We start from the raw sequence: 23,175 nt of genomic DNA on the forward strand, positions 1-23,175 counted from the left end.
TTAATAGCGGGTATTAATATATTTTGTTGCCAGCTTATTTTCATTCTTGCTACAATAGGGCAATAGTCTGTTACAGGAACGGAGTAAATGATGAATATTTCAGTGATGACAGTGTCTTTTCCATTAGATGGAGAAACATTGAAAGAAGTAAAGTTATTATGTGAAGAAGCAACAGTTCAAGATTATCGAGTATATGAAACCATTATGAATGTACCAATGGCTAGCTCTTTCGAGAATAAAGGCTTCATGGTACTAGCGTATGAGGATGAAAAGGATTTACTAGTTGGTGCTGCTAGTGCTATCGACTTAATGGGACTTCATACATATGAGTGGTCATTAGTGGTGACACCTGCATATCGACAAAAGGGTATTGGAACTGCCTTAGTTGAGGGTATACAAGTAGGGCTAAAAGAAAGAGGGGCAGAGGGGCAATTAGCTGTAGTAATTGATGGTTCCCCTTGTGGGCATACATTTATTGAAAACAAAGGGTTTACCTATAGTTTTTCAGAAACGACCCTAGAAACAAAAGCAGAGCCCGTTACATTACGAAGTGATATAAATATTCAAGCCTATAACGGAGAGCAAGCTGAACTGATTACTATTTATTGTGAGGCTTTTGGAGATCTACCCGAAGAATCAGAAGAGCTTATTGCTTTTAATACATCAACAAATGGAAGAGAGCTTTGGGTTGCTTACAGAGATGGTGCAGTTGTTGGCACAGTGACTACAGCTAAGGAAAATGAAATCCAGTGGGTAACTGCACTTGCTGTACATCCAAATTGTGAAGGACAAGGTATTGGGACAGCCCTTCTTTCCTTTTCAAAGGATTATGCGAGTAAGGTTGGTGCAGCGTTTGTCATGCTAGATGTAGAAGTAGACAATAAAAAAGCACTTTCTGTCTATGAAAAAGCAGGCTTTATGAAAGCACAGCAAATTGATTATTATGTAAAACAATAGAAAAAAGGGTGATGAGAGGTATTTAATATCAACTCATCGCCCTTTTTTATCATAATCACCTACTATCTTCATATAATATTAATAAGCTTTAAGAAAGGAGTCGTGATCATGCGCATGCCAGCATTGCCAAAGAAGAAGTCTCCTCCGAAGGAAGCCCCTAATTCATGGTGGAAAGTTGTGAAAGCTTATTTATCCAAAGGGAAGTTTTATAAATTACCCCCAAGAAATTAATGATGCAAAGAAAAAAGTCGCCTTTTAGCGACTTTTTAATTTTCTAATAAAAATGTCTTTTTGGATGGACCGATTAAGTATAGCTCGTGCATGGCTCGTGTAAGAGCTACATAAAGTAGCTTTCGGTCAATGGGTGTATCGTAAAATGGTGTATCGTAGGCAGCTACAATGACAGCATCAAATTCAAGTCCCTTAGCTAAGTGACTTGGCACAACAAGTAACATTTCTTGATTAATAGATTCATTTTCCGTTAGTAGTTGTGAAGCAATATCATTGTCTTTTAATGCCTGTTGCATAGTAATGGCTTCTGCAGTAGTTTTGCAAATTAAAGCGATGGATCGATGGCCATTTTGACGAATAGCTTCAAAAATCTCTTTAACTTTGAAGGCATCGAATTGCTCTGCTTGAATAAAACTTGGTACTTTACCGTGACGCACAACGGGTTCTACTAAAGGTAGCTGTTCATTCATTTGCGCTAGAATTTGATTCGCGACTTCCATAATTTCAATTGTTGTTCGATAGCTTTTTTGCAAAGTGCGGAAGCTTGCACGAGGAAATAAGCTTTGGACAGGTTCCCAGGCTGTTAATGAGCGATAGCTATGGATACCTTGTGCTAAATCACCGACCATAGTAAACATATCTGTATCAAGACCTGCTTTTAAAGCAGCAAGCTGAAATAAACTGTAATCTTGGACCTCATCGATAAAGACAACACGCATCTTCCATTCATCTGCAATGCCTTTTAAACGTGCTTGTAAATAGTATAGTGCAGCTAAATCTTCGAGTGCCCATTGTTCTTTACGATGTGCCTGCAAAAATTGTTGCTGTTCAAGGTAATGCCATTCAGGGGCGAGTTCTGCTAATAATTCTGCATCGGTGAGAAGGGTACGATAGAGTGTTTTAATATTATGTTTGGGAAAGCGACGCATATAAGCTGATGCCGTTGTCTTCGTTTCTTTTTCAATGGCAGGAATTCGTTCATCACGCTCATCAATGAATTTTGTGACAACACGTCGCCGTTTTTCATCATCTCGAATTCCATTTAAGGCTTTACCCAATGCTTCATCATACTTTTTATGGAGTGTAGCTAAAACAGCCTGTTTTTTTTGACGTACATGGCTTGCTAAGACCTTTTTAATATGTTCAAGTCGCTTTTCGATAGGCATATATGAGAATTCATATAAAAACAGCTTCTTCAGGTGGGAAGCACGCATGATACAGTATTTTTCAATATAGACATCTTCGAATTGCTCTGCGATCTTTTGTTCCAGCTTTTGTACGTAGCGTTCGATGACATCACGATAGTAAAGTGAACCTTTCATTTCAGCAATCCAGGCAGTAGGCTGACTACCTCCAGCAACGAGCAATTCTAATTGTTCATTTGGATTTTGAAGCTTAAGCTTTAATTTAGTGGCAGAAAGAACGTAGTCTGTAAAAGTAGTTTGGCATATTTTATCGACGCCAAGCTCTGGTAAAACATCGCCTATATAATCAATAAATAACTTATTCGGTGCTAAAATCATGAGCTGCTCAGGATTAAAATGTTCACCCATTGTATAAAGGAAATAGGATATTCTGTGTAGAGCAATGGTTGTTTTTCCACTACCAGCAGCACCTTGCACAATAATTGGTTGACGAAGATGTGCTCGAATAATTTCATTTTGTTCCTTTTGAATGGTTGAAACAATTTCAGTTAGACGGACATCAGCTTTTCCAGCTAATGCTTCTTGTAGTAGTTCATCATTTGTTGTTAGATCAATATCTCGTATATCGAGTAATTCGCCATTTTCGATCTTGTATTGCCTTTTAGCAAAGAGATGTCCTTTATGAACTTCACCACGGACATCGTACTCCATGTCACCAAGACGTCCATCATAATAAACATTAGCTACGGGTGAGCGCCAGTCAACAATAATGGGCTCATGGGTTTCACGATGAAATAGTGATGTTTTCCCAATATAAAGGAATTCTTCTGGGTCACCGGTTTTTTGGAAATGGATTCTAGCGAAATAGGGCTTCTTGCGAACGGCCTCTAGACCTTCTTTTTGATTACGTGCCATTTCAAAAAATCTGGCATTTGTTAAGATATTTAAATAACTTAAACTCGAATCTAAGTAATCAAGATCGGCCATAGATTTGCGGATATTTTCTTGAGCAGATTTTAAATCTCGTTGTGATTCGTCTAATATTTGTTGCATATAGCCTTGGGTATACGCTAACCGCTCTACTTCAGCCTGAAAATCTGGATGTTGTACAGTCATTTTTTAGCACCTCCTAGGTACTTACAATTTCAAAGTAGATTATCATACTACTATATATAATATTTACCAGCAAGTGAAAGCTAAAATGTTAATTATGCTACTATTACATGGGGCTGGAAGGTTTTTCTTTGAATAATAATAGAGGAGGTTATTGAATTTGGACATATTTGCACATAGAGGTGTTTCGATAAACTATCCAGAAAATACGATGGCTGCCTTTCAAGCAGCATCAAAGCTTCCTATAGCAGGGGTAGAGCTAGACGTTCATTTAACCGCAGATAAAGAGGTAGTGGTGATTCATGATGAGACCATTGATCGTACCTCCAATGGCTCAGGCTATGTAAAAGATTTTACATTACAACAATTACGTACATTTGATTTTGGCTCGTGGTTTTCACGGGAGTTCGGAGATGAAGTAATTCCAACCTTAGGGGAAGTGTTGGAGTTATTTGCAGGTACCAATCACCGTATCAATATTGAACTGAAAACAGACATTATTGCATATGAAGGAATCGAAGCGCTCGTGCTCAAAGAAGTAGCAGCACAGCAAATGACAGAGCGGGTGATCATTTCATCTTTCAATCATGAATCATTGCAAACAATATCAAAAATAGCGCCTTATATAGAAAGTGCAGCATTGTTTGCAGAGGTGCTGGTGGATTTCCCGACTTACATTGCTCTTATACCAGCTAAGGCGTTACATGTAAGTTTGCCAACTTCCTTCCGTAAATCAGTTAAACTAGCTCTCGCTGAAGGTGCAACTGTACGTGTGTATACCGTCAATGAACAACGCGATGCTCGAAGTTTACAACAGCTCGGTGTACAGGCGATATTTACAGATGATCCAGAAAAAATATTAAGAGCCCTTAGTTAGAGCAAAAGTGGACAGTTAGGAGACAAAAGCTTCCGTGGAATCATTTGCATTTTCAAAATACCCACGGAAAGCAACGTCTTCTAGAGGATTTTTACCATTTTGCACGATGTTCCTCAATACATCCGAGCATTTGTTGAATAACCAGTGTTTCACCATTGTCGAGTAAAATAGAACCGTCGTAATAGCCAAATAGTTGATGTACCTCTGATTTAACTAGTTTGGCATTCGTTTGGGCTATACGTTCAAAAAAGGGTGAAAAGGTTAAGGAGACCTGATTGGAAAATTTTGTTTTTACTTCCCAACGCTGCATATAATCTTCGGAATCATATTGAAATAATAAATCCTCATGTATTTTTGTCATTTTACCATCAACAAAAACAGCATTTTCGGTCATGCCTGTACCATCTGTCCATTTACCTCCTAAATTAAGTCCGATGCGTCGTCCACGTACTCGTTGAGAGGCCATTCCCCAATTCCATAATGCTTCACGTGGCCATACACCTCGTCCATAATCCAACACAGCAAAATTCTCCTCAGCTGAGAAATTAAAACGCCGAGTACCAATTGTGACAACACCTGATGTTGGCAATATGTGATGCTTGCCTGTGAACTGAAATGTTTTGCGATTCCAAGGAATGACTACATTTAAGGTTTCGTCCGCTGGTGGGTGCTGAATGATAAGCTTTGCTCGTAAAACATCTCCGTCAAAGTTTGGTATGGAAACAGATAGATGTGTTTCATTTTGTATATATAATAAATCAATCATCATTTCACTATTTTTAAATGAAACAGATTCTAAAACCTGTGTAGGCATTTTTAGTTTACCACCAAAGGGGATTGTGATCGTTTTTTCAAAATAGCGCTGTGTTTCATATTCAAGGAAATAAACGAAGCAGACTGCTGCGTAATCTAGATGACTAATCGTAGCTGAAAACAAGATTTCATCACCGTAGACACACCAATAGTTCCATTTCTTTTTGCGCATGAGATGGCCGCTTAAATTGCTATTAATAAGTGGTTTGCGTGCAAATCCGATGGCTGCTGGATTTAAATTACCTTTTTTATCGCATAAAAGAGTTGGCTGTAAAATCTCTTTTTCAGCATGCTGCCTCACATTCAACATCCCTTCTGGTCATAAAATAAAATTGACATATCTTTAATCCTTATTGTAGCAAAAATGTTCTTGAAATTGGAAAGGAACATGCTGAATATAATGGATTTCAATAAGAATTATGAGGAAGGACCTAACTAATAGAAATGCTTAAATAGACATATGATGGCATGAGGAGGTTATGTATGGCAAAAATGTATAATAGGCAGGCTGCAGTTCAATATGCTAATTTGTGGTGGAACAGACGCAATCCTGCTTTTCCAAATTTTGATGTAGATTGCACGAACTATATATCTCAGTGTTTACTTGCAGGAGGGGCACCGATGCGAGGTGCACCAAGTAGAGAGAAAGGCTGGTGGATTCAGCAAGGGAATTGGAGCTTTAGCTGGTCTGTTGCCCATTCATTACGATGGTATTTAGAAGGATCTACAACAGGATTGAAGGGCAGACGTGTTCAATATGCAGAGGAACTAGAGCTTGGAGATGTCATTTTTTATGATTTTCAAGGGAATGGTAGAATTGACCACTCCGTTATTGTTACAAGTATTCAAAATGGTATTCCTTATGTGAATGCCCACACCTCAGATAGTATTAATCGACCTTATTTTTACGAGGATTCCACCGCCTATACGCCAAGCATGACCTACTTTTTCTATCATATAGATGACAGCTTTGCTTAGGAACAGGTAGTTTTAAAGCATACAAATATATGATAATGTGAAAGATAGAAGAGATAAACTCTAATATGTTGTCTTATGGTAGAAGGAGAATTGATATATGAGCGAACAAATTTTATCTGTTAGAGATGCAATTATTCAACGTCGTTCCATTAAAAAGTTTAATGGCCAGCCTGTAGAGCGTGAGGATTTAATGGCTATTATTGACGATGCAGTATGGGCTCCCAATCATGGTAATCGTGAGCCGTGGCGATTAGTTGTTGCCTGTGGAAAGGAATTAACAAATCTTCACCAGCTATTACGTGACTTAACAATTCCTAAATGGCAGGAGCTTTCAAGCGAAGATTTAGCGAAGCAGATGTTGAAATTTACATTACCAGGTGGCTATGCCTTTGTTATCGTTCCAGAGGATGCGCGTCAAAAAGAACGTTTAGAAGATTATGCAGCAGCAAGTACATTTATTCAAAACATGCAGTTACTGGCATGGGATAGAGGCATAGGCTCTTGCTGGAAAACACCAGGCTTCCTAGATAATCCAAAATTCCGTGAAGCTTTAAAGGTACAACCAGGTGAGCGTGTCATTGCTATGCTACAAGTTGGTTATTTTGATGAAGTGCCAAAAGGTAAAGAGCGCAAACAAGCAGCTGATATCGTTACGATTTTTGGTGAGTAATCAAATAAAAAAATCCCTTCACTTTGACAGTGAGGGGATTTTTTAATTAATCGATATTTACTTTTGTAATCCTGAAACCTCATATAAATAATCACTAAGAACACGTAAGCCTTTATCAAAGTTTTCTAAATGGAAGTGTTCATTTGGTGCATGGAAGTTTTCACTTGATAGACCGAAGCCCATTAGCACTACAGGTAAATCTAAAATTTCATCAAACGCAGCGACGATAGGGATGGATCCACCGCCACGTGTGTATGCTGTTGGTACATTATACACTTTTTCATAGGAGCGTCCAGCAGCCTGGATAAATGGATGATCGAAAGGCGTTAGGAATGGACGGCCTTTATCGAATTCAGAAATGTTGATTTCCACACCAGCAGGTTTGTGCTTTTCAACATGTGCTTTTAAAAGTGCTACAATTTCATCGGGCTCTTGATTTGGTACAAGACGACATGTGATTTTAGCGCCAGCTTCAGCGGGCAGCACTGTTTTGATACCTTCACCTGAGAAACCACCAAATACACCGTTAACCTCTAGGGTTGGGCGGGCCCAAGTACGTTCTAAATAAGAATACCCTTGTTCACCGAATAATTCTTTTACGCCAACTTCCTGTTTAACAGACTCTTCATCGAAGCCAAGCGCAAGATAAGCCTCACGTTCCTCTTCTGTTAATGGCAACACTTTGTCGTAGAAACCTTCAACTTGAATCGTACCATGCTCATCACGGAAGGATGCTAAAATTTCAGCTAATGCGTGAATAGCATTTTGTACGCCACCACCATAAAGACCGGAGTGTAAATCTCCCTTAGCTCCACGCACATCAATTTGAATGCCCGTTAAGCCCCGTAAACCATAGCATACCGCAGGCTTCCCAGGACCATAAAGACCTGTATCGGAAATTAAAATTAAATCTGCCGCTAGTTTTTCTTTATATTGTTCAACATAGGCAGGTAGATGTGGACTACCAATTTCTTCTTCACCTTCATAAATGAACTTAACATTGACAGGTAATGTCCCTGTTGTAGCAAACAATGCCTCAATCATTTTTAAGTGCATAAAGACTTGTCCTTTATCATCACTCGCACCACGAGCAAATAATTTATTGTCTCGAATTGTAGGATTAAAAGGCTCACTGTCCCATAAATTTAATGGATCAACAGGTTGAACATCATAATGACCATAAAATAAAATAGTTGGTTTACCCTCTGCATGTAGCCAGTCTGCATAAACAACAGGGTGCCCAGCTGTTTGTGTAATGGAGATATTTTCAAGATTTAGTTTTTCAAACGCACTGGCTAGCCACTCAGCTGCATGTTGAATATCCTCTTTATGCTCGGATAAAGAACTGATACTTGGAATTCGTAAAAATTCATTCAATTCATTTAAATGTGCCTCACGGTGTTTTGCAAAATAAGCATCAATTTGCTGTAAATTAGTCATTAAGCATCCCTCTTTCTAATATTTCGATAATAGAAATAGTATAGCACAATTTGCTTTTAGGAATCTTAAATTGAATTGAAAGATTACACATAGCACCTACAAAATAAACCACAAGAGCTAAATAGCAATTGTGGTTGAGTCTTACTTGAGTGGATTATAAATTCGTCATTTTTCAGTGAAGGGTTCAGATACAACAGCTAGATCGCTTCGCACTTTTAACGGCTAGAATGGCATCATTAAATGCACTAGCTTTCAGGCGAGTCTATTCAAAGCCTCATTAGTGAGCAGTATAACCACCATCAACAAGAAGCGTTGTACCATTAACAAAGCTTGCGTCATCGCTTGCTAAAAAGAGAACGGCTTTAGCGATTTCTTCTGGTTTACCAAGTCGACCTTGTGGGTGAAGGGATGCTAAATATTCTTTCTTCTGAGCATCGACCTCAGCTAATAGAGGAGTGTCGATATAGCCAGGACACACCGCATTTACACGAATACCCTGTTTAGCGTAAGCAGTACATAGGTTTTGTGTTAATAATTTAACGCCACCTTTTGCAGATGAGTAGGCTGTAGGGTTTGGTAAGGCAACGAAGCTATGAATTGAACCAGCGTTAACAATGACGCCACCTGTTCCTTGGGCAAGGAATTGTTCAATGGCATATTTATCCGATAGAAATACACCTGATAAATTAATATCAATTGTTCTTTTCCATTTTTCAAAAGAAAGCTCGTGTGCTGGTGCATCGTCAGCTACGCCTGCATTTGCATACATAATATCAAGTTTACCGTATTTAGTAACGGTTTCCTTTATCATGTTTTGAATGTCCGCTTCATTTGTTACGTCTGTTTTTACGAAAAGTGTATCAAAACCATTGTTATTTAATTCTTCAGAAACGCTTTGTCCACGATCAGAAAAATCGGCAATAACGACTTTAGCGCCTTCTTCTACAAAGAGACGAACTGTGGCTTCACCGATACCACTAGCCCCACCTGTAACAATTGCTACTTTATCTTTTAGTTTCATATAAATGACCACCTTTAATGTTATTTTGCTGTTGCTCCGCCATCAATAACGAATTCTGCACCTGTTGAAAAGGAAGATTCATCAGAAGCTAAAAACAATACAGTTTGCGCTACTTCCTTTACAGAGCCTAAACGTCCTAATGGGAATAAGTTTTTGCCTAATTCATCTTTTGAGCTTCCTGTTGTTGCTGATGCATAGTCTGCCATACCTGTATCAATGTAGCCAGGATGAATGGAGTTGACACGTACGCCGTATGGAGCATACTCCATAGCAGCATCTTTTGTCATAATGCGAACAGCCCCTTTACTAGCGCCGTATAATACGTGACCAGCAGCACCTGTTAAGCCTGCAATAGAGGAAGCATTAATAACAGAACCATTATGTTGTTTAGCCATAAGCGGCATAATATGTTTCATGCCTAAGAACACACCTGTCACATTGATGGACATTAAGCGGTTCCAGTCAGAAAGCTCGATTTCTGCAAGGGGTTTTATGATATAGATACCTGCATTATTGAAAAGAATATCCACTTTCTTAAATGTTTTTATTGATTCATCTGCAACCTTTTTCCAGTCTTCTTCATTACTAACATCGTGGCGGATAAATACTGCCTCACCGCCGATAGTTTGAATATCACGGACTGTATCGTTCCCAGATTGTTCATTTATATCAGTAATAACTATTTTTGCTCCCTCTTTAGCAAATAATAGTGCAGTTTCTTTCCCGATTCCTGTACCTCCACCTGTAATAATGGCCACTTTGTTTTCTAATCTCATTTCAAGCACGCACCTTTCATTATTTCTGGTTATATGGTTGCCTTAGGATTCAAAAGTATTCGCATTGTTTAGCGATACCTTCATCTTACTCCTTTCAATTTGAAATACTATCCTATAAGATGCTGTATAATATAGTGAGTGAATATCCTCCATTTATAGGGGTATTTTTAGTGTGAAGGAGAAGAATTTCCTATGACGCATCCATTTCAATCAATTGAAGAAGTAACACTTCAAGAGTTTGTGTTGTTTATTAAAATCCATCATCAGCAAATTGAAGAGAATACAATTATTTACCTTAATCTAGAACCTTCTATAACTGGGGCAGATCGAAAAAGAACAGCAATGCTATTAGATTCATTTTTGCGTTTAATGACACATGCAAATATCGATGAATTAAATAATGATGAGAAGAGTTTTTTCAACACATGGCTTCAATCACAGTTGTCCATTATTGATAGGAAGAGCTTTAATTTATTTCAATTAATATTTGAGAAATCGTTGATTACTTTTATGATTCAACAGAAGAGTAGTCGAACGAACGCCATCTTCATGTATGTATTATCGACATTTACGTTACTTGTAGAGCTTTATTATGACTGTGAGGGAGATAACCAAACTAGTAACATAGCTAGCGAAAATCAGAAAATTAGGCACTTACAATTATTAGATAGGCTTGATAAATTGCTTATTAGTTCCTCAGGTTATCAGGATTTAGCGCTGATTTTAAAAAAATGTGAAGAGTATTTTAGTTATAAAAGATGTGTATTTTACGCATATGTCCCATGGTCCAATCAATTTTATGGAGTTATTGGCGCAGAGCTGCCTAAGGTGCAAAGCATGAAAGGGGAGTTGACTGGGGAAAACACGATACTTAGTTCAAGAAAGCCCATTTATTTAAAAAATCCTAAAAATTACGTGAAAGAAGAGCATATCCAATTATTTAATTTATCCTCGATTATTTTTATTCCCATTTTGCGTCAAGAGCAATTATTTGGATGGCTAACATTTGATCAGCTAGGGGAGGAGTTTGATTGTACAAAGGAAGAATTAACACTCCTTGAGGAAGTAGGGAAGCGTTTAGGTTTATTTTTATCACGTAAGGGCGAGAAGGTAGAAAAGAATACAGTGCTTCATTTAACTGAAAGGGAATCGATGATACTTGGCCTGCTTGCCGAAGGATATGATAATAAAAAAATTGCTGGTTTATTATTTTTAAGTGAGCATACTGTCAGGGATTATGTAAGCAGTCTTATGACAAAGCTCAAAGCAAAGAATCGAACACAGGTCGTTGCCTCAGCCTTTCGTCTAGGACTGTTAAGCTAAAACACCCAATGCACTTCTATTAGGAGTGCATTTTTTGTTTCTTCAAATGCTAATTAATATTCTGACAATAAATACTATTAAAAATATAGTTTAAATAATAGGTAACTATTGTCATCAAAAGCTTTTTTGGAGGGAAAGCAGTATAGTAGTAAAACAATTTTTACGAATATTACAAGTGAAAGCGATTAAGCTTACACGATTGTAATGAAATTGAAAGCCAATGCGATAGAGTGTAATACATTATTTTGCGAGAATGTGTATAGAAGCAAGAACAAGAAGCGGAGGCATACACAATGAATGAAAAATTAGAAGGCGTATACGAGGAATACAATCGTTATATATATCATTTATGTTTAAAACTAACTCGCAATAATATAGAAGCTGAAGATTTAATGCAAGAAGTTTGGGTTAAGGTTGTACGCTATGAAGATAGCGTGGCCGAAGTAGAGCATATTAAAGCTTGGCTGACAACTATTACAATGAATACATTTAGAGATCGCTATCGTAAAAAAGTACGACGTAGCAAATATATGATGAACCAACCTGAAACATTAGACGTGCCGATTCTAGATTTGGTTCCCAATAACGATATTTCTACAGAAGAAAAAATTGAAAAGGACATTGTAACAAAACTAGTCCAGGATAAAATGGAGCAATTAGATGCTATTTATAGAAAGACTTTATGGTATTTCTACATAGACCAATACTCACTTGCAGAAATCTCTACAATTATGAAAGTTTCCATTGGTACTGTGAAATCTCGTTTATTCCGTGCAAAGGCTCGATTAAAAGAAATGCTCATGTCAGATACAGCTATTGTGGAATCTGTGCTACCAGCGTAATAAAGCAGATTGGTCGCACATCACAGTACTTAGACGGAAGTATTTGGTCGACTAATCAAAAAAGATGCATTCGCAAACAGTTGCAAATGCATCTTTTTATTGTGCTTTAATCTGGTCGATTTGTCTCCACATCCAATAAACATTTAGAGAAAATAGTTCGTAAGGTTTGCAGTTCCTCCGCTGTTAGCATACCAAACATATTATTAATGATTTCGCTCACTTGTTGACGAGATTCTTTTAATATGTTTTCACCGTCAGCCGTAATGACTAGTTGAGAAGCACGGCGGTCTGTGGCATGCTGTGTTTTTTCAATAAAGCCACCATTTATCAGCTTGGTTGTTAAAACAGTGACACCACCAGTAGTTACTTTTAACCGCTCAGCAATAGCAGAAGGGCGTTTTGGGCCCTCCTGCGATAAGTAGTCTAAAATTAAAATATGGGATTTTGAAAAGCCGAGTACATTATGATTATTCCACTCGTTTGCCCACTTACGCTCAATAGATGAAACGACTTCAAACAACGAGGTAATGGCTTTTTGTTTTTCTTGGTCCATAGAAGGTCATCTCCAAAACTGTTTTAACTTTCTTGTGCCAATCTTGTCATCGCATTTAATTCGTAAGCACGTACTTTACGTGGGATAAAACGACGGATGTCCATCTCATTGTAACCAACTTGAATACGTTTTTCATCTATTATAATAGGGCTACGCAACATTCTTGGGTGTGCCTGAATGATAGCAAATAGCTCTTGAATAGAAAGTTGGTCGATGTCGATATTTAAGTTTTTAAAGTCATTTGAGTTTGTTGCAATGATTTCATCTGTGCCATCTTCAGTCATACTTAGAATTTCTTTGAATTCTGCAAGTGTAAGTGGGTGAGATGTAATACGTTTTTCTTTATATTCTATGTTGTGATCTTTTAACCATTTAAGTGCTTTTCTGGATGAAGAACAGCTCGCTTGTGAGTAAATTGTAACTGTCATTCTTCATTCCTCGCTTTCTTTTTTAGATTATATTTTACAAATAGCTTATTAGTAAGTTAATAGTTTATATATATATCTTACTAGTAAGCTATATATAAATCAATAGTTAATTGAAAAAATTTCTCAACCGAATTATTATTTTTTCAGTTATATTAAAATATACGAAGATAAGCGTAAAAAGTTTCGTTTATTCAGCTTACAATGATGTAAGTTTATGTTAACTCTATAGAAAATGTCTTTTTAAGCTATAAAATCGATGTTGAATTGATAGGGACTACTAGAATTCTAAGTTGTCTCGTAGGAGAGAGTTAGATGGAAGTAGGGGTAAAATTGTTAGTCCACTGATTATAGTATGTTTAAATGAGGCTATTTATACATAGAACTTAAAAAAATTTAAAAGAGCAGCCCCATAACATGTTGGAGCTGCCCTTGAAATAATTAGTCTTGGCCTTGTTGTCCAGAAGTAAACCAATCTTGAACATTCCAGACTTTTGTTACGAGTCCTTCATAGAAATCAGGTTCGTGACTTACTAGCACAATGGTACCTTTAAATTCTTTCATGGCACGTTTTAATTCATTTTTTGCATCTACATCTAAATGGTTTGTCGGTTCATCGAAGAGAAGCCAGTTAGCTTCCTCCATCATTAATTTACATAAACGCACTTTAGCTTGCTCGCCACCAGATAAAGAATTAAGCGGACGTGTAATATGGTCAGTTTTTAGGCCAGCTCTTGCTAAAGCTGCACGTACTTGGGCTTGTTCCATAGAAGGGAATGCATTCCAAACATCATCAATTGGCGTGATTTTCTCAGCTTTTACTTCCTGTTCAAAATAGGAAGGATATAGGTAGTCACCACGGACTACTTTCCCACCAAGCGCATTAATTTTACCTAACATTGTTTTTAATAATGTGGATTTACCAACACCATTCATACCGACTAAAGCAATTTTTTCTCCTCGTTCAATCGCAAAAGAAAGTGGAGGAAGTAATGGCTTGTCTTTATCGTAACCAATCACTAAGTTCTCAGCCTCTACAACATAGCGGCTAGATGAACGGGCTTCTTTAAAACCGAATTCTGGTTTTACAGCTGTTTCTGGGCGATCAATTCGCTCTAAACGATCAAGTTGCTTAGCGCGTGATTTTGCACGACCAGTAGTGGAGTAACGAGCCTTGTTTTTGGCTATAAAATCTTCTTGCTTCTTGATGAACTCCTGTTGCTTTTCATAGGCTTCAATATGCTGACGTTTATTGATTTCAGCAAGTTCAAGGAATTTTTCGTATGTTGCAGTATAACGAGTTAATTTAGAAAATTCCAATTGGAAGATGACATCCACTGTTTCGTTCATAAATTCTGTATCATGTGAGATTAGAAGGAAAGCATATGGATAGTTCTTTAAATAAATTTTCAACCAAGTAATATGTTCCTCATCAAGATAGTTCGTCGGCTCATCTAATAAAAGTACTTTTGGCTTTTCTAATAAAAGCTTAGCGAGTAGTACTTTTGTGCGTTGTCCACCAGAAAGAGCAGCTACATCACGTTCTAAGCCAATGGCATCCAAGCCAAGTCCACGTGCCACCTCTTCAATTTTCATATCTAATGAATAAAAATCTCCTGCATCTAATGCATCCTGCACTTCTGCCATTTGTTCTAAAAGTACTTCTAATTCTTCAGGCGTTGCGTCTGCCATCTTGCCCGTAATTTCATTCAGTTCTTCTTCTTTTTTATATAATGGTAAAAAGGCATCGCGTAACACTTCACGCATTGTTCTACCAGCCGTTAGTACGGTATGCTGGTCTAGATAACCATAGTGTGTACCAGGCAGCCACTCAACTTTTCCTGTATCGTGGATCGTTTGACCTGTAATGATGCCCATTAATGTAGACTTACCGACACCATTAGCCCCTACAAGTCCAATATGATCACCTTCCACTAAGCGAAACGATACATCTTTAAAGAGTGTACGATCACCGAAAGAATGACCTAAATTATCTACTGTTAATATTGCCATATCTGTTCCTCCAACTATCTTTCTTGTTTACATTTTATAGTTCTGCAAGCTGCTTGTTAAGTTCTGCTAATTGAGCTTCCATATTCGCAAGACGTTGCTCTGCCTTAGCTACCTGATCGTTGTGTCCAGTAGACTCCAACTTTTCTATATCACCTTGTAAATTCATATAGTCCATTTTTAACTCTCTAATTTGGTATTCAATATCACTTTTTGTTGGCATGAAGACTACTCCTTTTGAGAATATTTTTATAGTGAATGCGTGTAAAAGCGATGGAGGTTTTAAGAATCCCCCACCGCTTATTCTTTAAAATCAATCGGGTACTTGTTGAATTTATTTATGTCCCAACTACTGTAAGAGCTGTTGGAGTGAAAAATTCTTATATATTGTATCATAATCATCTTCGAAGTAGCACTAAGTAGAAGCGATATTATGACGATCGTAAGCAAAATCTAAGAGTAAAGCTTGAAGTGTTTCATTATTACCAGCAAGATTGAGTTGTCGCTGTTTTCTCACTGCTCGTTCACTGCGAGCTTCGTGTAAAAGAAATTCCATGACAGCATTTTGGATTTGTGATTGCTTCATTTTACGACCAAGTCCTAGATGGATAAAGCCATTATGCTCACGAGGAAAAGCATGTAAAAGCTCAGCTTCAGTTTGCGCAAGTGTAATGCATGGCACGCCATAAGAGGCAATTTTATAAGGTGTATAGTTAGCATTACAAATAATGACATCTGCTTTAGGTAGTAGTTTGAGGAGTGCATCTTTATCTCGAAGAATAGCAGTATTGCGACGACTAAGTACCATCATTTGCAAGTCATCCGTTGCATGGCGATAGCTGTCGTCAATCATAACTGTAATTTGTAGTGGTATTTGTAGCTGAGTTAGGTGTCGAAGTGTTCGATACGTTAAATTATGCTCGTCCCCATCCTCGAAAGCGACAACGATATGAGGCGGATTTTCAGGTGTTTTACTATCAGGTATATTATCGAAATGTTGATAGGCATCTGGAAGAGCAAAAACAAAGCTTCCACCAATATAATGCGATGGTAAATAATCTTTCACTTCTTGATAGAGTGCTAGTAATACACAATCACAGGCTTGGCCACCTTCACCAAAATCATCAAAATGAATAATTGTTTTGCAGAAAGGTCGTAATTCCTCTACTTGCCAGCCTTCAGAATTTCGCCCATCTCTAACAATTAAATCAGGTTGAAGTCCTTTGATTTGCTTAGGTAATTCGTTAAAGTGATCAAATAGAATAGGAGTAACTCCTTCATTCATTAAAATTTGGATTCCGTCATTTGAAGGAGTCTTTACAAAGATAAAAACCTTCTCATTCGAAAGTAGTTTAGCTAATGTTGAAACCCGTTCAAAAGGATACAGCCCTTTATCAATACAGCTTTCAATAATGAAAACAATCGTTTTTTTTGGTTCAATTGCGTGTGTTTCGTTTTGCAAATGTATCCCATCCTTTCCTCTGTCTCTTTAAATTATGGCGAAGAAAGAGCAAGTATGTGTAAAATTTAGGATTTGATCATGATTGTCTCTAGCGGTATCTTCTAAAATAGCTATCTTTAATCAGTTTTAATCATCAAAAAAATGGTCGATATATATAGTAAGGCGAATTGTAGGAATATACATAACAATTGGAAGTTCTTTATCTTGGTTCGAAAAATCCCTCTACAAATGGAGATGATGGGATGTTTTGTTTAACTCCGATGTGTCAAGATAAGCGTAATTGATATACTATCAATAAGTAGAAGGACGGGAGAAAAAATGAGTATGCGTGCAGCGATTGTTGTAGGGGCGACTGGTTTAACCGGCTCCGCTCTAGTTGAACAATTATGTGAACATGATGAGTATATTTCAGTAACAGTTATTGCACGAAGAAAGCTAACTTATACGCATCCAAAGTTAGAAGTGAAAATTCGTGATTTTGATAGAATAGAAGAAAACGATATAGGATTTGCTCATGAATTGTATTGTTGCTTAGGTACAACCATTAAAAAGGCAGGCTCTCGTGAAATGTTTGAAAAGGTAGATTTTGAATACCCGTTAGCAATTGCCTCTTTAGCAAAAAAACGGGGAATCCCTCATTTTCTTGTGATTACTGCAATGGGAGCTAATGAAAATTCTCCATTTTACTATAATCGAGTTAAAGGTAAACTTGAGCGTGATTTAGAGGAACTAGGCTTACAAAGGCTTTCCATTATTCGCCCATCACTCTTAGTAGGGAACCGTGATGAATTTCGATTAGGAGAAAAGGCAGGAGAAAAATTATTAAAGCTTGCACAGCCTTTATTAATTGGACCTTTAAAACGTTCTAGAGCAATTGAAGCCACACAAGTGGCAAAGGCTATGATTATCATTGCCCTATATGGTAAACAACAGCCAGTCACTATTTATCCATCAGATGAGTTAGCAACATTAGAGTATCCGGAAGTACCAGAAGAGGACATTTCAAGAGAGATATTATTTAATTGGGATAAGCTGAATGAAGGCGAGAAAGTTAATCGTGAGGTTGTCATTAATCGAGATAAATATAAGCTTGAGGAAACGGTCATTGATAAGGAAGTCCATTTCCGACAACGTGATCAGGATAATTAATTTAGGGATTAAATTTGTCGTTCCGTCTAAAGACTGAATTTATATCAATTGTCATGACAATCCTTTCCGAGCCACTTTTCATTTGTTACAATATTATTGTAGAAGATGAATGTGGAGGCAAAGTAAAGATGAAAATTTTACTCGTAGATGGCACGATGTTTGGTCGTAAAACTGGTGCTATTTTAGAGCAAGTAGAGCAATATATTAAAGAATTAGATGCTAGTTTCGAGTTAGAAATGATGCATTTTAGTCAATATAAGCATCAAATTGTGGATGGTTCTCCATTAAATGATGATATGAAAAAAATGATTCAACAATTTGAGGAGGCAGATGCTTACATTATTGCAACGCCTATTTTCCAAGCGTCTATTCCAGGCGTTTTGAAAAATGCCTTTGACTTCTTACACCCTAAAACAATGCGCTATAAGCCCGTATCCATTGTTGCAAATGGAGGCACATATCAGCATCACCTTGTAGTCGAAAATCAGCTAAAACCTATTTTAGACTACTTCCGAGCGCTTGTTACGCCAAACTATGTGTATACACATACATCACATTTCGATGCAAATAATTCTATTGTAGATGCAGACGTTCATAGTCGTTTACGTGAATTAGCTCGTGTATTTGTTCAATACTGTGAAATGAGCAAGAACTTGCCCAAAGAAACAATTGACCAACATTAAGATAGCCCTTGTACGGTGGTAAGAAATCACTGTGCAGGGGATTTTTCTTTGTAAGTATTGTTTTAGTATGTGATAAAATAAAACTTTAGTGACTCAGGAAGGAGGGCTGCTCATGCAGGACATCGCTTTACTAGAAAAACAACGCTGTAATCTTATTTTGACCAATAAGGCGAAGGAAGCGGTAGAGGAATGCTCAGCAAACGAGCATGCCTTTTTTGCGTTACAAAGATCTTTTACTGTCTATATTGAAAAACGAAAAGCAAAAACAGTTGGTGAAACCTTTTTATCCATCTATTTTAATGAGGAGGACAATGAAAAATTAAGCGATATTCTTACTGAGAAAACGGTTATTATGGATTGTGTGCTAAAGGTGGAAGGATTGCTGGCAACCAATATTCGATTTGTCCATATGCGTGGACCTATTAACACAAATCGTCGCTTAGCAGCCGCATTACAATTTGTGACGAAGCCTAATAATGGAGCAGGTATTCCACTTGAGCTTCACACCAAAATAAGACAGCTACCGATTGCAGAGGAACGTACAGAGTATGTAAAAAAACGTATAGCCAGCTGGGAAGGCTATTTAAAAATACAAGAACGAGATGCAACCATTGATGATATTCATACAGAATTTAAGCAAAGCTATTTCAATGAAGATTTTACACGCTTAACCATTGTATGTCCCTACATAAAGAGTAAAGAATGGAAAAAGCTAGAGGGGTTAAGTGTTAGCATTCAAGGAATTCGAGGCGAGATAGGACAGGTTATTAAGGCTAATGCAGGAAAGCAAACGGTAGAAATTGATGTAAAGCCTTTTATACAGGATTTGGCTCGCAAGGACCAGCTGAATCTTCGTTCCAAACAAGCGAGCTTTAGTAATTTTGCAACATTAAGCCAAATTCGACGACTACGTAATGGTTTTACAAAGCTAGAAAAGGGTGAGGCAGTAAACCCTAATTTAGAAACCATACTGTTTGAGCGGCGTCCTGTAGTTCGGGCATCAAAGCTACGCGAAGATATTGAGTTTCATAATAATTTAAATGAATATCAACGACGAGCCGTTTTAGGTGCACTATCTGTTGAGGATTTGTATGTCATTCAGGGTCCACCTGGTACGGGGAAAACAACTGTCATTTCAGAGATTTGTCAGCAAAATGTTAAAGCAGGCTTAAAAACACTTGTTGCCTCACAGTCTAATTTAGCTGTAGATAATGCATTAGGACGCTTACTGTCCAATCAAGAAATTCGAATTTTACGCTATGGTAGAACGGAAAGTATTGAGGAAGAGGGTAAAAAATTCATAGAGGAAAATGTTGCGCTTCAATGGCGTGAGCAGACACTTGCTGCGATTGAAGAAGCAATTACAATATTTCCAGAACGTCAGCAAGAGCTAGAAGCAAACCTTGTAAAAGCAAAAGATGAGCTAGAGAAATTAGAGCAATGGCTAGAGCAATTAACACAGGAAATTGCTGCAAAAGAGCAGGCAGCTATGGAAGAACCCGTTTTACAGCAAGAGATTCAAGCATTAAAAAAAGAATTGAAGGCTGCTAAAACAGAGCAACAAACATGTGAGACTCAAAAAGAGCATTATGAAAAACAGCTCGCACAAATTGAGCCAATTGTACAGCAGCTTGAACAGACACTTGCTGATTACCCTTCAGTCGAGCAACTACAGCGTACGATTGAGGAAACTACTGAAAAAGTGAAACATCTAGAGGCTGCTGCTCAATATAAAGAACTACAAGAACAAAAGCACCAGTTAACACAGCAATTTGAAGAGATACAGCAGAAATATGAAATCGAAAGTAATCGTCTAGTAATCATGAAGGAAGCGCAAAAATATATATACACCTTAACCTCATTTGAGCTTATTCAGCGTTTTTTACAACATTATCAAATTCGCCCTTCTCATGTACTTTCGCAACAAATAGGTCGCTTGCAGCATTTAGAGGATGCGAAAGATTTAGAGGCATGGTCAACGATTAATGCTCGTTTACAAAAAGCAATTGTGAAGCTAGAGGCTTTGGTTACGCATGAAGTCAAGGAGCGTGCCCTTGCTAAAAGTAGACTACAACCAGTACAATCGTTTTCTTTGCAAAACCTTACTGGTGTATTTGCACAATTAAACACGGCTTTTCAAGATGGTCAAGCACCAGCAAGTGATGTTATTGAAAGCTATTTGCTCGGGCTATATATGCGTCGTGATTTTGTTTGGCAAAAGGGAATAGCACTAAAGCAACAGCAAGAGCATAAAGATCAGGAATACGAAACTTTTCGTAAAAATCTAGTAACTTTAATTCATCAGGAGTGTGCAATAACTAGCTTCGATGTGCAAAGTTACCAGCGGCAGCTCCAACCATTTATACAGCATACTGAGCGGTTACAACAATTAGCAAACGCCTTTCAAATTACTGAAGAACCAGAAGAATCTGTAGAATATTTAAAAATTCTTGCCTCACAAGCTAGAGAGTCTCTTCTACAAGCAAAGCAGCAACTGGAGGCAGTGGAACAGGCTAAAGTACAACTCATTCCTAAAAAAGCCTCTTTACAGACTGTCCAAACAAACTTGCAGGAAGTAGAACAGCAGCTAACGCTTATAGAAGAACAAATAAAAGATATTAATATAGCAGGATTGAAGAAAGAAAAGCAACTAGCTACCTATACCAAGCTCTTACAATCTATGCCAGAACGAACGGCTGAAGAGGTGAAGGAAGCTATTCAAACTGCAAAGCAATCAATCGAAGCATTCCAACGTCAGGAAAAACAGCTACCTCTTCACAAAAAACTACAAGAACAATGGCGTGAAAAATTACAAAACGCAACAGAGTATGATTTAGATGAAATTCGAAAATTGTATGTGCGTCATGCGAACGTTATTGGTACAACATGCGTAGCTTCTGCCAGTAAGGAGTTTATGGAAAATTATCCGACCTTTGATGTGGTTATTATTGATGAAGTTTCAAAGGCAACACCACCAGAATTGCTCTTACCAATGCTAAAGGGGAAGAAAGTAATTTTAGTAGGTGATCATCATCAGCTACCACCATTACTTGGGGATGATACGCTGGAGGAAACATTAAAGGCAATGCTAGAAGAAAATCCAAACTTTGAAGGCGCACAGGAATTAAAAAATCTGTTGCGTGAATCATTATTTGAGCGTTTATTTAATAATTTGCCACCAACACATAAGCAAATGCTAGCATTGCAATACCGCATGCATGAGAAAATCATGCAAAGTATCACGCCGTTTTATGCGGAAGAAGAAAATGGCTTGCAATGTGGCTTACCAGATTCGGATGCAGCAAGAGATCATGGCTTAGAAGGGCAGTTTATAAAACGTGATGACCATTTACTGTGGATTGATATTCCAACAGAAAAACCTTATTTAGAGGAGCAAGTAAAAGGGGGAACGAGTCGTTTTAATGAAGGAGAATTGCTCACAATTAGACGTATTTTACTAGATCTCAATGAAGCTGTGAAGGCAGCAAAAGAAGCAGGGCGTATGCCGCAGGATGCTCAAAAAAGCGTTGGTGTCATAAGTTTCTACGGTGAGCAGGTAAAGAAAATTAATCGCCTTCTTCAGCGAGAATTACAGCTACCACATCTGCAATTTAGAACAGGGACTGTTGATAAATTCCAAGGGATGGAAATGGATGTCATTTTAGTGAGCATGGTTCGTAATACACCTAAAGGCGGGGATATTGGCTTTGCCAGAGATTATCGTCGATTAAATGTCGCGCTATCTCGTGCCCGTGAGTTACTACTGCTTGTTGGAAGTGCAGAAATGTTTGCAAAACGTGCAAAACATCAAGAGACAAGAGAGATGTATGCGAATTTGTTAAAAACAGTAAAATCCTACGATGGCTTACGTAATCATGAAGGATTGGTGATATAGATTGTCAAAATTACAACAACGACTAATGCGTGAGCTTCAGCAGAATCGTAATATTAAGATTGTCAAAACGGCTGAATGGTGTATTCCCATTCGAACAGTTGATGTGACCTATGAGCCTGTTCGTCGTTCAACAATGGATGTCTTAATGACAATGCTTCTGCTTAGTATTCAAGAGGCAGATTTTAGCAACGCACAGGAATTGAGCGAGCTATTGCTTGTAGACCCGTTATTTATTGAAGACTTGGTTTCTTTAATGATTCGAGTAAACCTTGTGAGGAATGAAGATGATTTCTATAGGCTAACTGAAAAAGGACAGAGGCAGCTAGAAAGAGGTATTTTTGAAGAAGAACTAGAGGAAGAAACCTCCACGCTTTACTTTAGTCCTTGCCATCAATCGTTTCTCACTATCGATACGAGGAATGATGAATATGATGAATTGCCAGAGCTTTATCGTTATATTGACAAAGAGGCAGAACAACAGGAACAATTTGAGGAGTCCATGGTGATTGCAGCTTTGCAGGAAGCGGATGAAGAAGAGGAAGGTAGCTCTCAGAAAGTCATCGCAAAAATTGTTCAAACAGAAGCTCAACAAATTAATGATAGCCCATGTTTAGAGTTTGTTCTTTATGATAAGGAACAGGATATAGTATTTGTACGAGTATGGAATACATTACTCAATCAATGGGATCATCATTTAGAGCAACAGCTTACAGACAAAGAACAATTAACATGGCGTGAGCAATATTTATCTTGATTCAATAGGATTTCAATTGCTAGAAAAAACGAACGTAAATCGCGTTCGTTTTTTTTGT

The 23,175-nt window shown here is 37.7% G+C and carries 20 protein-coding genes; 10 read left to right on the plus strand and 10 right to left on the minus strand.

Translation table 11 applies throughout. The annotated features are described in order from the left end of the window. Window positions 1-87 precede the first annotated feature (87 nt). Window positions 88-957, plus strand: coding sequence for a GNAT family N-acetyltransferase (locus VK91_RS12950; protein WP_231595659.1), 870 nt, complete (start codon window positions 88-90; stop codon window positions 955-957). Between the two features lie 266 nt (window positions 958-1,223). Here VK91_RS12950 and helD read toward each other — a convergent pair whose 3' ends face one another. Further along, window positions 1,224-3,449 (minus strand): RNA polymerase recycling motor HelD, encoded by a 2,226-nt coding sequence (gene helD / locus VK91_RS12955; RefSeq protein WP_048393309.1) that lies wholly within the window; start codon window positions 3,447-3,449, stop codon window positions 1,224-1,226. Between the two features lie 157 nt (window positions 3,450-3,606). Here helD and VK91_RS12960 point away from each other — a divergent pair, with 157 nt between their 5' ends. Then, window positions 3,607-4,323 carry a glycerophosphodiester phosphodiesterase gene (locus VK91_RS12960; protein ID WP_048393311.1) on the plus strand — a complete coding sequence of 239 codons (717 nt, stop codon included), beginning with the start codon at window positions 3,607-3,609 and terminating at the stop codon, window positions 4,321-4,323. 91 nt (window positions 4,324-4,414) lie between these two features. Here VK91_RS12960 and VK91_RS12965 read toward each other — a convergent pair whose 3' ends face one another. Further along, window positions 4,415-5,437, minus strand: coding sequence for a DUF2804 domain-containing protein (locus VK91_RS12965; protein WP_048393313.1), 1,023 nt, complete (start codon window positions 5,435-5,437; stop codon window positions 4,415-4,417). Between the two features lie 182 nt (window positions 5,438-5,619). Between VK91_RS12965 and VK91_RS12970 the strand changes: the two genes are divergently transcribed. Together VK91_RS12970 and VK91_RS12975 are read left to right on the plus strand one after the other, a co-directional pair. Then, window positions 5,620-6,114 (plus strand): amidase domain-containing protein, encoded by a 495-nt coding sequence (locus VK91_RS12970; protein WP_004229655.1) that lies wholly within the window; start codon window positions 5,620-5,622, stop codon window positions 6,112-6,114. 97 nt (window positions 6,115-6,211) lie between these two features. After that, window positions 6,212-6,784: a nitroreductase gene (locus VK91_RS12975; RefSeq protein ID WP_048393315.1), complete on the plus strand. Its 573-nt coding sequence runs from the start codon at window positions 6,212-6,214 to the stop codon at window positions 6,782-6,784. Window positions 6,785-6,841: 57 nt separating this feature from the next. Here VK91_RS12975 and VK91_RS12980 read toward each other — a convergent pair whose 3' ends face one another. The 3 genes from VK91_RS12980 to VK91_RS12990 all read right to left on the minus strand — a co-directional run bounded on the left by VK91_RS12980 (window position 6,842) and on the right by VK91_RS12990 (window position 10,021). Continuing rightward, window positions 6,842-8,224, minus strand: a complete 1,383-nt coding sequence (locus tag VK91_RS12980; protein ID WP_048393316.1) for a dipeptidase — start codon at window positions 8,222-8,224, stop codon at window positions 6,842-6,844. A 277-nt stretch (window positions 8,225-8,501) separates the two neighbouring features. Next, window positions 8,502-9,245 (minus strand): SDR family NAD(P)-dependent oxidoreductase, encoded by a 744-nt coding sequence (locus VK91_RS12985; protein WP_048393318.1) that lies wholly within the window; start codon window positions 9,243-9,245, stop codon window positions 8,502-8,504. Between the two features lie 20 nt (window positions 9,246-9,265). Beyond that, on the minus strand, window positions 9,266-10,021 hold the full coding sequence (locus VK91_RS12990; protein ID WP_048393320.1) for an SDR family NAD(P)-dependent oxidoreductase: 756 nt from the start codon (window positions 10,019-10,021) through the stop codon (window positions 9,266-9,268). 192 nt (window positions 10,022-10,213) lie between these two features. On the opposite strand from VK91_RS12990, the gene VK91_RS12995 reads away from it, so the two are divergent. Beyond that, window positions 10,214-11,344: a LuxR C-terminal-related transcriptional regulator gene (locus VK91_RS12995; RefSeq protein WP_048393322.1), complete on the plus strand. Its 1,131-nt coding sequence runs from the start codon at window positions 10,214-10,216 to the stop codon at window positions 11,342-11,344. 293 nt (window positions 11,345-11,637) lie between these two features. Beyond that, window positions 11,638-12,186, plus strand: a complete 549-nt coding sequence (locus tag VK91_RS13000; protein WP_036078118.1) for an RNA polymerase sigma factor — start codon at window positions 11,638-11,640, stop codon at window positions 12,184-12,186. A 106-nt stretch (window positions 12,187-12,292) separates the two neighbouring features. On the opposite strand, the gene VK91_RS13005 is transcribed toward VK91_RS13000, so the two are convergent. From VK91_RS13005 to VK91_RS13025, 5 genes are all read right to left on the minus strand, one after another. Continuing rightward, a complete protein-coding gene (locus tag VK91_RS13005; protein WP_009371643.1) occupies window positions 12,293-12,739 on the minus strand; it encodes a MarR family winged helix-turn-helix transcriptional regulator in 447 nt (148 codons plus the stop codon). A 23-nt stretch (window positions 12,740-12,762) separates the two neighbouring features. After that, complete coding sequence (spx, locus tag VK91_RS13010) at window positions 12,763-13,167, minus strand: transcriptional regulator Spx (RefSeq protein WP_004225558.1); 405 nt, start codon at window positions 13,165-13,167, stop codon at window positions 12,763-12,765. A 438-nt stretch (window positions 13,168-13,605) separates the two neighbouring features. Beyond that, window positions 13,606-15,177 (minus strand): ABC-F family ATP-binding cassette domain-containing protein, encoded by a 1,572-nt coding sequence (locus VK91_RS13015; protein ID WP_048393326.1) that lies wholly within the window; start codon window positions 15,175-15,177, stop codon window positions 13,606-13,608. 34 nt (window positions 15,178-15,211) lie between these two features. Continuing rightward, complete coding sequence (locus VK91_RS13020) at window positions 15,212-15,397, minus strand: SE1832 family protein (RefSeq protein ID WP_004225556.1); 186 nt, start codon at window positions 15,395-15,397, stop codon at window positions 15,212-15,214. A gap of 192 nt (window positions 15,398-15,589) precedes the next feature. Beyond that, window positions 15,590-16,636, minus strand: coding sequence for a PseG/SpsG family protein (locus VK91_RS13025; RefSeq protein WP_048393328.1), 1,047 nt, complete (start codon window positions 16,634-16,636; stop codon window positions 15,590-15,592). 318 nt (window positions 16,637-16,954) lie between these two features. On the opposite strand from VK91_RS13025, the gene VK91_RS13030 reads away from it, so the two are divergent. The 4 genes from VK91_RS13030 to VK91_RS13045 all read left to right on the plus strand — a co-directional run bounded on the left by VK91_RS13030 (window position 16,955) and on the right by VK91_RS13045 (window position 23,117). Beyond that, complete coding sequence (locus VK91_RS13030; RefSeq protein WP_048393330.1) at window positions 16,955-17,785, plus strand: oxidoreductase; 831 nt, start codon at window positions 16,955-16,957, stop codon at window positions 17,783-17,785. Between the two features lie 128 nt (window positions 17,786-17,913). Next, the gene (locus VK91_RS13035) at window positions 17,914-18,468 is read left to right on the plus strand and encodes an NADPH-dependent FMN reductase (RefSeq protein WP_048393332.1); all 555 of its coding nucleotides are present in this window, start codon (window positions 17,914-17,916) and stop codon (window positions 18,466-18,468) included. 112 nt (window positions 18,469-18,580) lie between these two features. Further along, a complete protein-coding gene (locus tag VK91_RS13040) occupies window positions 18,581-22,363 on the plus strand; it encodes an ATP-binding protein (protein WP_048393334.1) in 3,783 nt (1,260 codons plus the stop codon). A 1-nt stretch (window position 22,364) separates the two neighbouring features. Continuing rightward, a complete protein-coding gene (locus VK91_RS13045; protein ID WP_048393336.1) occupies window positions 22,365-23,117 on the plus strand; it encodes a hypothetical protein in 753 nt (250 codons plus the stop codon). The last annotated feature ends 58 nt before the right edge of the window (window positions 23,118-23,175 follow it).

This window comes from Lysinibacillus sp. LK3, assembly GCF_001043675.1.
Lineage (GTDB): Bacteria > Bacillota > Bacilli > Bacillales_A > Planococcaceae > Lysinibacillus > Lysinibacillus capsici.

What these genes read in the sequence shown, in the direction of transcription:
- VK91_RS12950 (WP_231595659.1), top strand. Translation starts at nt 88, where the DNA reads ATGATGAATATTTCAGTGATGACAGTGTCTTTTCCATTAGATGGAGAA.
- helD (WP_048393309.1), bottom strand. Translation starts at nt 3,449, where the DNA reads ATGACTGTACAACATCCAGATTTTCAGGCTGAAGTAGAGCGGTTAGCG.
- VK91_RS12970 (WP_004229655.1), top strand. Translation starts at nt 5,620, where the DNA reads ATGGCAAAAATGTATAATAGGCAGGCTGCAGTTCAATATGCTAATTTG.
- VK91_RS12975 (WP_048393315.1), top strand. Translation starts at nt 6,212, where the DNA reads ATGAGCGAACAAATTTTATCTGTTAGAGATGCAATTATTCAACGTCGT.
- VK91_RS12980 (WP_048393316.1), bottom strand. Translation starts at nt 8,224, where the DNA reads ATGACTAATTTACAGCAAATTGATGCTTATTTTGCAAAACACCGTGAG.
- VK91_RS12985 (WP_048393318.1), bottom strand. Translation starts at nt 9,245, where the DNA reads ATGAAACTAAAAGATAAAGTAGCAATTGTTACAGGTGGGGCTAGTGGT.
- VK91_RS12990 (WP_048393320.1), bottom strand. Translation starts at nt 10,021, where the DNA reads ATGAGATTAGAAAACAAAGTGGCCATTATTACAGGTGGAGGTACAGGA.
- VK91_RS12995 (WP_048393322.1), top strand. Translation starts at nt 10,214, where the DNA reads ATGACGCATCCATTTCAATCAATTGAAGAAGTAACACTTCAAGAGTTT.
- VK91_RS13000 (WP_036078118.1), top strand. Translation starts at nt 11,638, where the DNA reads ATGAATGAAAAATTAGAAGGCGTATACGAGGAATACAATCGTTATATA.
- VK91_RS13005 (WP_009371643.1), bottom strand. Translation starts at nt 12,739, where the DNA reads ATGGACCAAGAAAAACAAAAAGCCATTACCTCGTTGTTTGAAGTCGTT.
- spx (WP_004225558.1), bottom strand. Translation starts at nt 13,167, where the DNA reads ATGACAGTTACAATTTACTCACAAGCGAGCTGTTCTTCATCCAGAAAA.
- VK91_RS13015 (WP_048393326.1), bottom strand. Translation starts at nt 15,177, where the DNA reads ATGGCAATATTAACAGTAGATAATTTAGGTCATTCTTTCGGTGATCGT.
- VK91_RS13020 (WP_004225556.1), bottom strand. Translation starts at nt 15,397, where the DNA reads ATGCCAACAAAAAGTGATATTGAATACCAAATTAGAGAGTTAAAAATG.
- VK91_RS13030 (WP_048393330.1), top strand. Translation starts at nt 16,955, where the DNA reads ATGAGTATGCGTGCAGCGATTGTTGTAGGGGCGACTGGTTTAACCGGC.
- VK91_RS13035 (WP_048393332.1), top strand. Translation starts at nt 17,914, where the DNA reads ATGAAAATTTTACTCGTAGATGGCACGATGTTTGGTCGTAAAACTGGT.
- VK91_RS13040 (WP_048393334.1), top strand. Translation starts at nt 18,581, where the DNA reads ATGCAGGACATCGCTTTACTAGAAAAACAACGCTGTAATCTTATTTTG.